Genomic DNA, 14,012 nt, shown 5'->3' with positions numbered 1-14,012 from the left:
CATGAGCACTGACGTTCAGGACAGCCTCTTTACTCTCGAGGAGCCCGACGAGGAACCCTCCGACGAACAAGCGAACGACGGCGGCCTTCCGCCCGGGTTCCGACTCCACCGTTTGGAGCTGCTCAACTGGGGCACCTTCCACGGCGGTGTGCGCACGTTCCGTCTGGACGGGGCCAACAGCCTTCTGACAGGCGACATTGGCTCCGGAAAGTCAACGGTAGTCGATGCAATCACCACGCTCCTGCTTCCTGCCAACCGGATTGAGTACAACAAGGCGGCAGGGGCTCAGAAGCGTGAACGGACCCTGATGTCTTATGTGCGGGGCTTCCATAAGAGCACGCGCAGTACGGGCGGCGAGTACTCGAAGCCGGTTGCCTTGCGAGCGCCCGGCACGCTCACTGTTGTCCTTGGGGTCTTCCATAACGCCGTCATGGACAAGACCATCACGCTGGGCATCACCCTCTGGACCATGCAGGAGGCTGGACAGCCCACACGCTTCTATTCCCTTGCCGAGGGCGAGCAATCCATCGCGGAAGACTTCTCCAACTTCGGGCAGGACCCCGCCAAGTTGAAGAAGAAGCTCCGCGCCGCGGGCGTCTCTGTCTACGACACTTTTGATCCCTATGCCGCGGCTTTTAAACGCCACTTTGGCATCAGCGGCAACCAGGCAATGGAGCTGTTCCACCGCACTGTTTCCATGAAGCAGGTGGAGAACATCACCCACTTCGTGCGCACCAACATGCTGGAAGACGATGACGTCCAGACACGTATCAACAAGCTGATCAGCCATTTTGACGATCTGAAGAAAGCGCACGAGGCTGTGGTCCGGGCTAGAGACCAGATCGAGCTTTTGAAACCGATCCGCGATGGCGCCGCCACCCACCGGAAGCTCAGTTCTGAAGAAAACCAGGCCCGCCGGCAACGCGACCAGCTGCATCCCTGGTTCACCGACCAGCAACTTACGTTAAGCCTCGAACATCAGGAGGAGCTGGAGCGGACTGGTCAGAAGCTTCGCGAAGACAGCGCCCAGCTGGCCTCGGACATGGCCCGGCTCCGGCACGAGCTCGCGATTGTCCAGGAGGACATCCGTACAAGCGGTGGTGGCAGGCTCGCCGCGATTGACGCGGAGGTCTCCCGACTTGAGGAGTCGGCCAAGAAGCAACGCAACCGTTTCGAGGATTACGCGGCTGCCGCCGTCGAGCTTGGACTCCATGCCCCCGAAGACCGCGTGCTCTTCGACGCGAACCGGGCCCGGCTGGGCGAGGTGGAGGGAAACCTCGCGTCCAAGGCGGCCAAGCTGCAGGAGCAGCGCACGGCGTTGCATTCAGAGCTCAACGCGCTCGCCGCCCGACGGGACGATCTGGATGCCGAGCTTGCCAGCCTTGGCTCCCGCCCCACCTTGCTGGAACGCCCGCAACTTGAGCTCCGGCGTCGTATCTGTGAGGGCACTGGCATTGCCGAGGCCGCGCTCCCCTACGCAGCGGAGCTGCTGCGTGTCCGCGAAGGCGAAGCCGAGTGGGAGGGTGCTGCCGAACGCACGCTGCGGAGCCTTGCGCTGTCCCTGCTGGTGTCAACGGAGCACTACGCGGCTGTTGCCTCGTGGGTGGATGCCAATGATCTCAAAGGGAGACTGGTGTACCGGAAGGTGGGTGACTCCTATTCATCGCGGCCGCCCGCACCTGGGACTTTGGGGGCGAAGATCGCGATCAAGCAGGGCACGCCCTTCCGGGATTTCCTGTTGGACGAGCTCAGCGCGCGGTTCGATTACATGTGCTGCGACACCATGGATGAGTTCCGTCGGTATCCCAAGGCCCTGACGATCAACGGTCAGATAAAGGGCGCCCGGGGGCGGCATGAGAAGGACGACCGCAAGGGCCTCATGGACCGGCGCACCTTCGTGCTCGGCTGGGACAACCACGACAAGATCGTCCGCATCAGGGCCGAGCGTGACCACATCGATGGCAAGCACCGCAGTGTCGGCACCCAGTTGGCGAAGGTGGACGCCGGGCTCGGTGACATGGGACGGATGCGGCAGTTGCTGGGCAACGTCGGGTCCGTGGCTGAGTTTTCCGACATCGCCTGGCAGCTGACCGCCCGCAGGGTTCAGGAGCTCAAGGATGAGAAGCTCGAGCTTCAGTCGGCTAGCAGTGTGTTGCAGCAACTGACTGTTAAGGAATCGGAGGTGTCCGTCCGCATCGAGCGATTGCAGGAGCGCTCGGATAGGGTTCAGCAGAGGCTCGGTGGCAATGAAAATGCTGCCCGGGAAATCGCTGCAGCTATTGAGGAATGCCGCCTGACGCTCACGGAACAACCGCTAACGGACGACGGCGATGTGCTGGCGGCGGTAGCGCGGCTCACCGCCGAGGCCTTGGGTGATAAAGCGCTGACCTACCGCAACACTGGCCCGGCCGAGAGCTCGGTCCGGTCCAGTCTGACCGCAAGGATCGATGCTCTGACGAAACGGATCGCGACAGCGAGTGCCACCACGATCCGGCTCATGGCTGATTTCCGTAACAAGTACCCCAACGAAACAACGGACATCGACGCGACGTTGGAGGCGGCCGAAGAGTTCAATCGGCTGCTTGGGCAGCTGGAGCGTGATGACCTGCCGAGATTCGAGGCACGGTTCAAGGACTCGCTGACGCAGAACACCATCCACGAGGTGGTTGCGTTCAACGCGTTCCTGGACAGCCGGCGGCAGGACATCGTGAACCGCATCAGCGAGATCAACCAGTCGCTTGCGGAGATCCAATACAACCCGGGCCGTCATATCCAACTGGAGCACCAAAGCTCTTTAGATCTTGATGTGAGGCAGTTCGGGATTGACTTGCGTGCCTGCTCCGAGGGCACCATCGGCGACGACGAGCAGTACTCGGAGCAGAAGTATCTGCAGGTTGAACGTCTGATCGAACGCTTCCGGGGTCGCGAGGGATTCACCAGTCTTGACGAACGCTGGACGGCCAAGGTTACTGACGTGCGGAACTGGTTTACCTTTTCAGCTTCCGAAAGGTGGACGGAGACCGGCGAGGAATTTGAGCACTTCACCGATTCGGGCGGCAAGTCCGGTGGCCAGAAGGAAAAGCTCGCGTACACCATCCTGGCGGCGGCGTTGGCGTTCCAGTTTGGGCTCGCGGCCGGGAAGGGAGCTGCGCGGGGAGGCGGTTCCGGGAAGGGCCGGAGTTTCCGGTTCGTGGTGATCGACGAGGCTTTCGGTCGTGGCTCCGACGAGTCCGCACGGTACGGCATGGAGCTGTTCCAACGCATGAAGCTCCAGCTGCTGATCGTGACCCCACTGCAGAAGATCAATGTCATCGAGCCGTTTGTGGCACACGTGGGCTTTGTTGCAAACACCAACGGCAACGATTCCCAACTTCGGAACATGACCATCACTGAGTACCGTGAGGAACGGGAGCGGCGTGCCGGGTAAGTCAACTGCTTCCCGGTGGACCTCGTTGGCTGACTTGCGAGCGCTGTCGGCAACTGCGTGGGATCGGGGGCAGCTGCTGCGGGAAGCTCTTGATCCAAGCGGAGTTTATCCACGCCGCCGGGTGTTGAAGCGCCCATCGGCTACCGAACTGCGCGGGGACTACGCGGCCGCCCGCGAATGGGCAGCGAGACTCTTCGCCGCAGAAGGTCCGTTCAGTTTGGAGACCGTCGACGTCGGACGCACCACTATCGGTTCAAACCGCCTTCCCGCTGTGGCCGTGTTTGCTTCTGTGGAGGACGAGATTGAGTTCGCCGGTAAGCAGCGGGAAACGAAGCAGTTCCTGTCCTTGGCTGCCGAGCTGGGCGGCTTAGACCCGGCGCTCCAAGCTTGGACCGCGAAACGTCCGAAGCAGTTGCTGGTTCTAGGTCAAGACGCTTTACTCGCTGCCCGGGTGGCACTTTGGCTTAGGGATCACCCCTCCCCCGCCGTTTATGTGAGGCAGTTGCGCCTGCCCGGCGTGCACACCAAATTCATCGAGGCGCACCGCAGGACTATTGAGGAGATGGTGGAGTCGCTGAGGCCGGGCCTGGCAGGAACCTTGCCCTCGGACGACGATTCAGGTGCTGCAGACCCGGACCTTGATGACTCTGTGCTTGGCACGCCGATAGCCCGCACTCCCGCAGCTCGTTTCGCCGAACGCCACGGCTTCCTTCATCAACCGGAGCAGGTTCGCTTCCGGCTATTGGACCCGTCCATACCGCTGCTGGGTGATGCGCGGGACATTACGGTCACGGCCTCGGCCTTTGAATCACTCCGGCTCCCAGTCACGCATGTGATCATTACCGAGAACCTCGTGAACTTCCTTGCCTTGCAAGACCGGCCCGGAACACTCGCCATTTTCGGGAAGGGCTACGGATTCTCATCATTGAGGGACGCTGCCTGGTTGCAGTCCTGCCAGGTTCTCTACTGGGGTGACTTGGACACTCACGGCTTCCGCATCTTGGACCAGCTCCGATCCGTGCACCCGCATGTGTCCAGCGTGCTCATGGACGAAGCGACTCTCTTGGCGCACCGGGACGCGTGGAGCGTGGAGGCGTCGCCGTCGCGTGCTGCGTTGACACGCCTGACGCCAAACGAAGCCCTCGTGTATGAGGCACTCCAGGCCGGGACCTATGGCGACAAGGTCCGCTTGGAACAGGAGCTGATTGCTTGGGAGTGGGCGCTGGCGCGGCTGGAGTCTGACTGACTTATCCTGGCCGTAATTGCCGCACCCCATTAGTTCCTCACGACGCAGGAGTTCAAATTATGCAGATGCCCGAGCCCTCAGAGGAAGACAAGGAGCGCTTCCGCTCCGTACTGCCAGATCATCCGGATGTTGTGGTCAAACCGATGTTCGGCAACCTGGGTGCGTTCGTGAACGGCAACATGTTCTCAGGCCTATTCGGCCCCACAATCGGCGTGAAGCTTTCCGACGCTGACAGGGCCGCACTGGAAGCTGAAGAAGTAACCCAACCCTTCGGGCCGGAGGAACGGCCCATGGGCGGCTACGTCGGCTGGCCCGAAGCATGGAACAGCGATGCTGCACAGGCTGAGCCGTGGGTGGCACGTGCCTTCGCCCATGTGGCAGAGTTCCCGCCCAAGGCGCCTAAAGCCAAGGCGAACAAGCCAAAAAAGTAGGCTCCCCCACCAACGCACTCTCGCCAAACACGTCCGGAAGTGCTGTGATCGAGCTATGTCCTCCATGACCGGACGAACAGCACTTATGACCGGTTCCACCAGCGGCCTTGGCAAGGCCATCGCGACTGCGCTGGCCCGAGAAGGAGGGACCGTCGTCGTGGTTGGCCGTACGGCTGCCCGGCAGAAGGCGCGATGCGCGACATTCGTGGCAAAGTTCCGAACGCCGCGCTGGAGCCGCTGGCCTGTGACCTCTCAAGCCAGGCCTCGATCCGGCAAGCAGTGGACGAGTTCCTGTCCCGGCACCAGAAGCTCAATGTGCTGGTCAACGCCGCCGGTGTTTTCCGGAAGGAGCGTGAGGTGACGCCGGACGGTTTGGAGGTCACGTTCGCCACCAACGTGATGGGGCTACTTCCTGCTGACCAATCAGCTCACGGACGCGCTCAAGCTCGGGAGCGCCGAGGATGGGTGGACGTCGCGGGTGGTCAATATTGCGTCGAAGTATTCGGGTGGCCCACAAGTCACCAAGATCGACTTCGAGGATCTGCAAAGCGCCAAGGGTAAATACAGTTTCACCCGCTCCACGCCGCCAACCATGCTCGGCCGGGTTCTGTTGACGCAGGAGTTCGCCGAGCGCCTTCGCGGGTCCAACGTAGTGGTGAATGCCGTGCACCCGGACCTTATCAAAAACACGGGCCTGCTGCAGGACGTGCGCGGCCCCTTCCGCTGGTTGACAAACACATTCGGCAAACCGGCTGAGGAAGCCGCAGATACGCCCGTGTGGCTGGCGACGTCGCCGGAGACTGCTGCGGTGACGGGCAAACTCTGGGCGAAGCGCAAGGAATTGCCAACTCCAGGCATGGGTTCCGACCTGGCCGCGCGGAAGCGGCTGTGGGTGGAGTGCACGCGGCTGGCGAAGATCCTCTAGTTCAACAGGGGCGAGTTATCGCTTGCTCTCCGCTGTATCGGAGGAAGATCTTGAGCCGCCTCAGTCATAGCAGGAGATGAGAATCCCGCTGGCTCGGGGTTGGCTCTCCACCGAGCAGGATAAGATCGTCGCCAGCGGCCATGAGGTCCTCATCGTGTGTGGCTACGACGACGGTCGCGCCCCGACGGGCCTCCTCTATGAGGAAGTTGATAACTAGTTCACGGTTTCTTCGATCGAGCGACGCAGTCGGTTCATCTGCGAGCACGACATCGGCGCCGCGGAACATCGCCCTTGCCAAGCCGACGCGTTGTTTCTCGCCGCCACTGAGCCGAGCAGTCTGTTCCTTCCCACGACCCGACAGCAAAACGTGGCTGAGGACCTGGTCAGCACGTTCGCGGTCAGGCTGCCGTAGACCAAATAGTCCGCGTCGGCCGACCGTTACGTTGTACTCCACGCTTGATTCATCTATAAGTCCGTAGTCTTGGAACACGAATGCAACATGGTCTCGCCAAAAACGGCGACGGCGGGCGTCATTCCATTTTGTGGCGTCCTGTCCACCGACTACAACGGTGCCAGCATCCGTGCGACTCAACAGTCCAAGAACGTTCAGGAGAGTTGTCTTTCCACTGCCGCTCTTACCTGCCAGAACGAGCATTCGTCCTGGTTCGGCCTGTGCGGTAGCAGACTTCAGGACGGGCTTGCCGTCAATGACAATCGAAACTCCATCGGCACGTAATTGCATATGACTATCCTCTCCGTGCGAGTGTAGTGCGGAATGTTGTGGTCGCAGCCCATTGATGAATGAGCCATACAACGGTCAAATATGCGAACGGGGCGATGCCGGAGATCCAGATATTAGACGGAGAGGCCGCCCCAAACGACATAGCCATCGCCGCGCCGAATAGAAGAGCGGAACCTGCTTCCCATAACATTCTTGGCTGAAGAATGGACCTCCACGATAATCCCGCGGTGCGTTGAACGAACCACCGATGACGTCTCAGAAGTGCGAAGATCCAAGCCGTTACGCTGAGGCACATAACGAGCGCTAATACTGCAATGGCAATTGCTGCGGCACCGAGTTGAGCGTTTCGCTGTTTCGTCTGCGCATCGTACAGGCCCAGGTCTGCGATCCGGTCGATTGATAGGATGTCCGAGCTTATTCCCCGCTGCTCTACTAGCGCTTTTAACTGTTCCGGATCAGTGAACACAATATTTCCCCTGCTCATGGCTGAAGCCAGGAAGGCGTCGTCGAACTGGGTGAGATCATTTACTGAGATGATCAGAGGGAGCTGATTCGTGTCCAGCGTTCCCGCCCTGCCTCCTGACACAGCGATTGGGGCCTCACCGGTGCTGCCGTAGAAGCGAACATCCGGTGCTTTTCTCGACGTGGTCCACAGCTCCAGATTCGGTAGAAGTTGACCCCGGATCGAATCAGGCAGCTCTTGAACTGAATGGACAGCACTGACAAGTTCCCAGGTGGCTCCGCCCGCACGATTGACGGTATCAAGGAAGGGTTCCCCTGTAAGGACGACGCTGTCGAAGCCGAGATCTTCAAGATCTTTTCCAGCCGCTTCATCTACTAAGTTGACCGTGTCGGAGCTCAATGACATGGAGAACATTGCGGCGTCCCGCCTCACAAGATCCCTGATGAGACCGGCGAACGCCGCATTTTCGGCGTCCCCCAAGCGGTTCGCCACACGGACAGTTACGCTGTCCCCCATAGATTCCCATAGCGCGCCCTGAGCGGTAGCAGCGGAAGCATTTGTCACCACACCCGACGCTGTGGGCACGATTGCGGCCACGATGACTACGGCAGCTACTTTCAGGACTTCGCTGATCACCCACGAACCTCGCTCAGAAGGTCTTCTGGCCGCAATATCACGCACAGTGGGCAGGGAGAGCATCCCCATGATCAGGGCAACAGCGACGGCGAAGGCTGTGACCGCACCAGTAAACAGCATGAGTGTCGAGATGAAGAATCCCGCTCGACCAAACCCGGTGACTATTATGCCTAGGACGGAAATCGCGAAGGTTGCCACAACAGGCACGGCTAACGCTCCGAATAGCGAACGAAGGTCCGTTAAGACGACGGTTGATAGGCGCATACCGGCCAAGACCCGCAACTCTCGGCCGTGAGCACGCAGAACGTACCAGGACATGACGATCGCTCCCAGCAACAGTATTGCTGCTGACATCGGCACCCATGCTCCAACTGTCAGGAGTGCATACGTGAGCAAGCCAACTGTTGTTTTTTCCTTCAGGGCAGCGTCGGCTCCTAGCTCGCTCTTCGCCCAAGTTTGGAAGGATTTCGCTTGAGAATCGCTCCCCTTTATTGCGTATACGCCGTTCAGGGATGTGAAGCCAAGCTCGCTGGACTTGGCGACTGTTCCGCTCATCGTTGGGGAGAACCAATCAATCTCCGTATCTCGGATTCCTCCGGAGCCGAACACAAATGCAAGTCGTTTGTCCAAAAAGTCATCTGGGGCGCTTGCCACTCTAATTATGCCTACGCCAGCAGAGTCAGCGTATTGGTCCAGTGAGGCAATGACTTCACCACGCGGCATTGGACTGTTGTCGAAACGCATTGACGCCACATAGTCAGCGTCCGGCAAACCGTCCAGATCCGCCGCAGCCGAATAGACACCGGCAACCAAAGCAATCAGTGCTGCGATTGCCACAGCGGCAAAACGGACAAGTATTTTCAACATTTTTCATCCTATAACCTTTGCACTGCACCGCTTCGAAGCGGTGCAGCGCAAAGGTCTGTTCAATTAGCAAAGACGGTAGTAGGCGCGGTTGTCCTGGAAACTCGTGGTAGGTTGCGCGTTGTTCGCCCACGAGTTCGCAGCCATGTTTGGCGAGGACGAGTAGCCCCAGTCATTTTGCGTCGACGATGCGTGACAAACGTTTTGATTGAAATAGTCGGAGTACAGGTGCACTCCAGCTGTTACCCCATAGTTCCAGGTGCCACCTTCGGCTGGAGACACTGTCGCGGCTATCGCCGCTGCACCTCCGGCTGCCGACAACCCCACCGCGAGAGCCGCTGCTGCAATGGTACGTCGAATATTCATCTCTATTCCCCCTCGAAACTAATTTCTACTTTCATTGCCTTTAGCATGCCCATGACGGGTACTGCCTGTGCGACGAAATGATTAAAACTGCAAAAGATTATTGTCCTGTTTTAGCTAGTTCTTCACCTCCTCTGCTGGAGTCGCAAACTGCAGTGCAACTCTGGATAAGCAGTCCAAATGGCATCGCTAGTTGTAGTCTAAACGCGCAAAGGTCAATCTGGACCATGCTATTTGTCAAATTTGGGAATAACTTCAAGCTAAGTCCAGAGAGTCTTGATTGCCCTGGATCAGAGCCATCCGGCTATGCGGCGTTCCTAGACGGTGACCCGGGAGATACGAAATGAAGAGCTGCGGAATGTTCTTTCAATAAATTCATTGTTCCCCCAAAAACAAGAATCGAAGCGAATCGGGATGCCGCTTGTCGCTGGCGCACTTCTCATCGATTCGTGATAGCCGTATGAGAACAGGCAACTACGGCGATTGGACTTTGTCAATGAATTAGTCAAATCCCACTCTTTCATTTACCCCGAGCCGTGAAATATTGCGTCTTCTAAGAGGGTCAGCGTCACGTTCCCAAACCTGTCGACACTTCTTAAGGGGATCTCCGTTTCCTGGGAGCCGATTCGTCCCCCAGGGCATAAGGAGGCATCCCTCTATCTCGACATGCGCCCCGGAATCACGTCACCGTTTGATGCCAATGCACCCCGAAAGAATGCCCAACAGCATTTGTTCGGGAGAATTGTGGAGCTGGACAGGCCGCTGTTCGATCCGGTGCTGCCAGGGTCGCGGCATAGGCAGCCGAAAGCCGCCCACCAGTCCGCTCCACAACGATGCCGTAGGTGCTGGAGATCGCCAGCGGCACCATGTAGACCAAGCCCAGCAAGACCAGAGACGGAACGCGGAGGACACGGCTCCAACCTTGGGAAGGAGGGACGGCCCCGGGATTCGTTGACTCTCGGGGTCGATAGTTTTCAGGCGGCTTGGAGGCCGCTTTCGATTGTCGCACGATGGCCAAGCGTAGTTCCTGTCGTGAGGTCCAGCGTTCTCGGTCCAGCACGTTTTTCTGCAGCAGGGAGCCATAGCCGGTCCGGTGCCGCGGCGGTAAAGTCCCGGCCGACGAGGTCGTCATGGACTGGTGGGCCCGCCTTACGGTTCAAGCCCCGCTTCTTGGCGAAAACAGACCAAATCCGCTGGCTGCGACACAGCCGCTGCACCCGGTTCTCCCCGGCACTGATGCCGTAGGCCGGCAGTTCATCGGCGGTGAACCGGTACCCGAAGGCCGGGTCGTCGCGTTGGATGTCAAGAGCCGCATTGATCACTGCGCATCAGCCCTGTCCCGGTCGGAAACGGGGTTGGCCTTCCATTTGTAGAACGCCTGCTTGGAGAAGCCAAGCACCCGGCAGGTCACCGCCACGGACATCCCGTCGGCGGCACGGTCAAGGACCAGCGGGAAGCTCATTTGGGGGCAGTTCCCTGGCGAAGAACGCCGCGGCCCGGCGCAGGATCTCGTTCTCCTGTTCAAGAAGCCGGATCCGCGTCTTTGCCTCCCGTGACTGGGCGGTTTCCTTCTCGGTCATGCCGGGACTGACGCCGTCCTCGACGTCGGCTTTCTTCAGCCAGCTATGGAGAGTGGCTTCGGAGATCCCGATGTCCTCGGCGATTTACGCCAGCGGGGCTTCATGCTTCGGAGCAACGGCTACGACGTCGAGGCGGAACTCGACGGGGTAGGGCTCAGGCACAGGAACATCCTTCCTTGGAAGGACAGAATCCTCACAGGTTAGGAGTCAACCAAACCGGGGGCAGTCCCTACAGGTAGTCACTTGAAAGATGGCCGTATCGGTCGAATGCCGAAACCCATCCCCAATCGCCGCCTCCGGGCGTACAATCCACGCCATGGGATCTGCCCCAGATACCGTGATCATCGGAGCCGGCCAGGCCGGCCTCGCCACCAGTTACTGGCTCACCCAGGCCGGCGTCGAGCACCAAATCCTCGAACGGCGCGAGTCCCTCGGGGGCGCCTACCAGGACCGTTGGGACGGTTTCTTCATGAACACCCCCAACTTCACGCTGGACCTCCCTGGCATGCCCTACACCGGCGATGCCCCGGACGACTTCCTGCCGCGGACCGCCGTCGTCAATCTACTCAGGCGCTACGCCGATGTAATCAACGCCCCTGTCCTGACTGGCGTGGACGTCACCCGCCTTTCCGCCTCAAACGGCACCTTCAGCCTCGAAACTTCGCAAGGCAGGCTCGCGGCCAAGAAGGTGGTCCTCGCGACCGGCGCCTACCAGGTGCCCAGGCTGCCCGCCATGGCCGCCAAGCTCCCCAAGGAAGTCACGCAACTCCACACGCACCACTACCGCAGTCCACAGCAGCTGCCCGAGGGCGCCGTCTTGATTGTCGGTACCGGCCAGTCGGGCGGACAGATCGCCGAGGAACTGCACGACGCCGGACGCGAAGTCCACCTTGCCGTGTCCACCTGCCCCGAAGCTCCCCGCCGATACCGCGGCCACGACATCCTCTACTGGCTCCTCGAAACCGCCAAACACGGCCCCGAATACGGCGTGAACGCCCTCACCCGCGAGGCACTCCCCTCCCCCGCCGCGCGCCTCGCCTGCAACCCGCTGCTCTCCGGCACCGGCGGTGGCCACGACATCCACCTCCGTGAACTCGGCCGCCGCGGCATGCACCTGCACGGCCGCTTGGAAACAATCGACGACGGCGACCTCACCTTCACCGACGACCTCCCCGAACGCCTCGCAACAGTCGAGGCCGGGTTCAACAACCGGATGCGGAAAGCCATCGACGGATATATCGCAGCAGCCGGCATTGACGCACCCGAGCAGCCGACCGTGCCCTACGACGACTGGCTACCGTCCGAGCCGGCTACCGTGAACCTGGCCGATGCCGGTATCACGTCCGTGTTGTGGGCGACGGGGTACGGACTGGACTTCTCTTTTCTGAACATGCCGCTGCTTGATGAGTGGGGGTATCCGAGGCACACAGCAGGCGTCACCGAGCAGGCCGGGTTGTACGCTGTGGGGCTTCCGTGGCTGACGCGGCACTACTCGTCGATCCTGGGCGGGGTGGGCATGGACGCGAAGCTGCTTGCCGACAACCTGGCGCACGCCTGAGGACGTTCACCACAGGATTACCCCGCGTCCCCGTCAGCTGAACTGTCGTCAAAGCTGCGCCCGTCCGGCGCGGCGTCGTCCTCCACAAGCAGTTCCTCCGAGCCATGAAGTGGGCTCAAAGACAACTTCAGAGTCTGCGTCGAGGCAGCTCCCCTGGACGCTTCTGCTCCCGCTTCCACAAGCCACCACTTGATGCCGGCTTTACCACCGACGGCCTTGGTTACCGCGGTTTCCAAGGTCAGCTCAATGCTGTCTACGCGGAACCTGACCTCGCTCCCGGTGCCGGCCACCATGGCCTCCCAAAGCTCCTGCCTTAACGATTGGATAGCCTCTGCCAACCCGATGCCGGGAGAAGCCTTTTCCATTTCAGTCATCTGCACCGCTCCTAAACCTGATGAAATGCCAATAATCAGGGACTTGGGTTTTCCCGTCAAGGTATGTCCAATGCGGAGCCAAAAAGAATAATGAATTTGAAATCCTGCAATACCAGCGGCGGCATCGGTGCACTAGAATCGCACCACGGTGGCTTGCCTGGGGGTTCAAGTACTCCGGATCGGACGACGAGGAGTGTCATGGAGAATCAACGAGGATCCGCCATGCAAGGCGACGAAAATGTTAACGGGAAATCCCTTAGCGCAAGCCCCGTAGTCTACCCGTCCGGGGCGTCCTTCGCGGCTGTAGCCGAAGAAGAAGCGGGAATCACCTACTCGGATCCGGTCGACGACGGGCGGGTTCCGCTCATCAGGCTCGAGGACAATCTCCGGACTCACTTATCGCCTAATTTCACGGTCGGGAGCTTCGTGGGCAAAGTAGGACGCGACTACCAGTATGCCCGGATCTCCGTAGATTTAGTGCGAACAATTCAGGCAATTCAGGAGCGTGCCCAAGCCCCTTTGTTGATCGTTTCGGGGTATCGGCCTCCAGCGGTGAATGAGCTCATTAAGGGCGCAGATCAGAGCCCGCATATTGCGGGACGGGCTGCAGACTTCAAGATCAGCGGGATTGAACCTCTGGAAGTGGCCGCACTGGCTCTTGATGAGATGGGCCCACACGTCGGTATTGGCCTTGGCGCCGGAACCATCCACATTGAGTTGCGTGACGACCTGAAGTCGTGGGTTTACACGGGTGCCAAGCTTAGCCACGAAGAATTTTCTGCATGGGTGCATGAAAGGACAGAAAAAGCGTCACTGTAGGCCCGGAGCGGAAAGCGGGGTACCTCAATGGCTCTCCTTGAGACCGGACGTGTAGTCAACATTACGTACCAATTCCACGGTCAGCCACGGGTAGGGTCCGGGCTCATGGTTGGTGGTTCCGTAGTACTCACCGCTGACCACGTCGCCAAGGGCTCTGGTCATGAAGTTCTGGGGCTGGAGGGTACATACCCCGCCAGTGTCTTGGTGCGTTCCGGATCGGCCACTGTGGACATAGCCTTGTTGTCCGTAGACGGCGCCCCTGACCTGCCTTTCCTGACGTTCGGACGGGTCGAACGGCAGAATCTGGAGGTCCTCCACGATTGCACGGCCGTGGGTTTCCCTCGTTTCAAAGCTGTCAGCGGAGGTCGCATCGCCGTTCATGCTTACGGGAGCATCCCCACTGCGGAGGGACTCCGGGCAGTCCCCGGCCAGGGCTTGGTTCCCGGATATTTGGCCTTGAAAGTGGAGAACACGCCCAGGGATTGGCCACCCATTGCACCAGGAGACCTGGAAACGTCCCAGTGGGCCGGAATGTCCGGCTCTGCTGTTTTGTCCGCCACGAATGACCTCATCGGAGTGGTCCG

Annotated in this window: 11 protein-coding genes and 3 pseudogenes; 9 read left to right on the top strand and 5 right to left on the bottom strand. The window is 59.9% G+C overall.

Annotated elements, in window-relative coordinates; all coding sequences use genetic code 11:
* Position 1 precedes the first annotated feature (1 nt).
* From RI444_RS05390 to RI444_RS05365, 6 genes and pseudogenes are all read left to right on the top strand, one after another.
* Complete coding sequence (locus RI444_RS05390) at positions 2-3,427, top strand: ATP-binding protein (protein WP_207604999.1); 3,426 nt, start codon at positions 2-4, stop codon at positions 3,425-3,427.
* Complete coding sequence (locus RI444_RS05385) at positions 3,399-4,673, top strand: Wadjet anti-phage system protein JetD domain-containing protein (protein WP_316963874.1); 1,275 nt, start codon at positions 3,399-3,401, stop codon at positions 4,671-4,673. The genes RI444_RS05390 and RI444_RS05385 overlap by 29 nt, the downstream gene beginning before the upstream one ends.
* 59 nt (positions 4,674-4,732) lie before the next feature.
* Positions 4,733-5,104 carry a TfoX/Sxy family protein gene (locus RI444_RS05380; RefSeq protein ID WP_062095598.1) on the top strand — a complete coding sequence of 124 codons (372 nt, stop codon included), beginning with the start codon at positions 4,733-4,735 and terminating at the stop codon, positions 5,102-5,104.
* Positions 5,004-5,246, top strand: a pseudogene (locus RI444_RS05375) (hypothetical protein); the annotation flags it as partial. The gene RI444_RS05380 and the pseudogene RI444_RS05375, both read left to right, overlap by 101 nt.
* A 50-nt stretch (positions 5,247-5,296) precedes the next feature.
* Positions 5,297-5,665, top strand: coding sequence for an SDR family NAD(P)-dependent oxidoreductase (locus tag RI444_RS05370; RefSeq protein ID WP_263885086.1), 369 nt, complete (start codon positions 5,297-5,299; stop codon positions 5,663-5,665).
* On the top strand, positions 5,583-6,029 hold the full coding sequence (locus RI444_RS05365; RefSeq protein ID WP_241650971.1) for a hypothetical protein: 447 nt from the start codon (positions 5,583-5,585) through the stop codon (positions 6,027-6,029). The genes RI444_RS05370 and RI444_RS05365 overlap by 83 nt, the downstream gene beginning before the upstream one ends.
* Before the next feature lie 64 nt (positions 6,030-6,093).
* Here RI444_RS05365 and RI444_RS05360 read toward each other — a convergent pair whose 3' ends face one another.
* The 4 genes and pseudogenes from RI444_RS05360 to RI444_RS05350 all read right to left on the bottom strand — a co-directional run.
* Positions 6,094-6,684, bottom strand: coding sequence for an ABC transporter ATP-binding protein (locus RI444_RS05360; RefSeq protein WP_206616258.1), 591 nt, complete (start codon positions 6,682-6,684; stop codon positions 6,094-6,096).
* A 91-nt stretch (positions 6,685-6,775) separates the two neighbouring features.
* Positions 6,776-8,737 carry a hypothetical protein gene (locus tag RI444_RS05355; protein WP_062095595.1) on the bottom strand — a complete coding sequence of 654 codons (1,962 nt, stop codon included), beginning with the start codon at positions 8,735-8,737 and terminating at the stop codon, positions 6,776-6,778.
* A 63-nt stretch (positions 8,738-8,800) separates the two neighbouring features.
* Positions 8,801-9,100: a lactococcin 972 family bacteriocin gene (locus RI444_RS23055; protein ID WP_079941104.1), complete on the bottom strand. Its 300-nt coding sequence runs from the start codon at positions 9,098-9,100 to the stop codon at positions 8,801-8,803.
* Between the two features lie 1,073 nt (positions 9,101-10,173).
* A pseudogene (locus RI444_RS05350) lies at positions 10,174-10,839 on the bottom strand (transposase); the annotation flags it as partial.
* Positions 10,840-10,993: 154 nt separating this feature from the next.
* Here RI444_RS05350 and RI444_RS05345 point away from each other — a divergent pair.
* Positions 10,994-12,235 (top strand): flavin-containing monooxygenase, encoded by a 1,242-nt coding sequence (locus tag RI444_RS05345; RefSeq protein WP_062099051.1) that lies wholly within the window; start codon positions 10,994-10,996, stop codon positions 12,233-12,235.
* A 17-nt stretch (positions 12,236-12,252) separates the two neighbouring features.
* On the opposite strand, the gene RI444_RS05340 is transcribed toward RI444_RS05345, so the two are convergent.
* Positions 12,253-12,609, bottom strand: coding sequence for a trypco2 family protein (locus RI444_RS05340; protein ID WP_062095591.1), 357 nt, complete (start codon positions 12,607-12,609; stop codon positions 12,253-12,255).
* 198 nt (positions 12,610-12,807) lie between these two features.
* On the opposite strand from RI444_RS05340, the gene RI444_RS05335 reads away from it, so the two are divergent.
* Both RI444_RS05335 and RI444_RS23050 read left to right on the top strand, forming a co-directional pair.
* Positions 12,808-13,428, top strand: a complete 621-nt coding sequence (locus RI444_RS05335; protein WP_207605002.1) for a D-Ala-D-Ala carboxypeptidase family metallohydrolase — start codon at positions 12,808-12,810, stop codon at positions 13,426-13,428.
* Between the two features lie 27 nt (positions 13,429-13,455).
* Positions 13,456-13,947, top strand: a pseudogene (locus tag RI444_RS23050) (hypothetical protein); the annotation flags it as partial.
* Positions 13,948-14,012 lie beyond the last annotated feature (65 nt).

The sequence above is a fragment of the Paenarthrobacter sp. AT5 genome (assembly GCF_032764245.1).
In the GTDB taxonomy this organism is placed as follows: domain Bacteria; phylum Actinomycetota; class Actinomycetes; order Actinomycetales; family Micrococcaceae; genus Arthrobacter; species Arthrobacter ureafaciens.
Note: the sequence above shows the minus strand (reverse complement) of the source record. Positions and strands in the feature narration are given on the sequence as shown.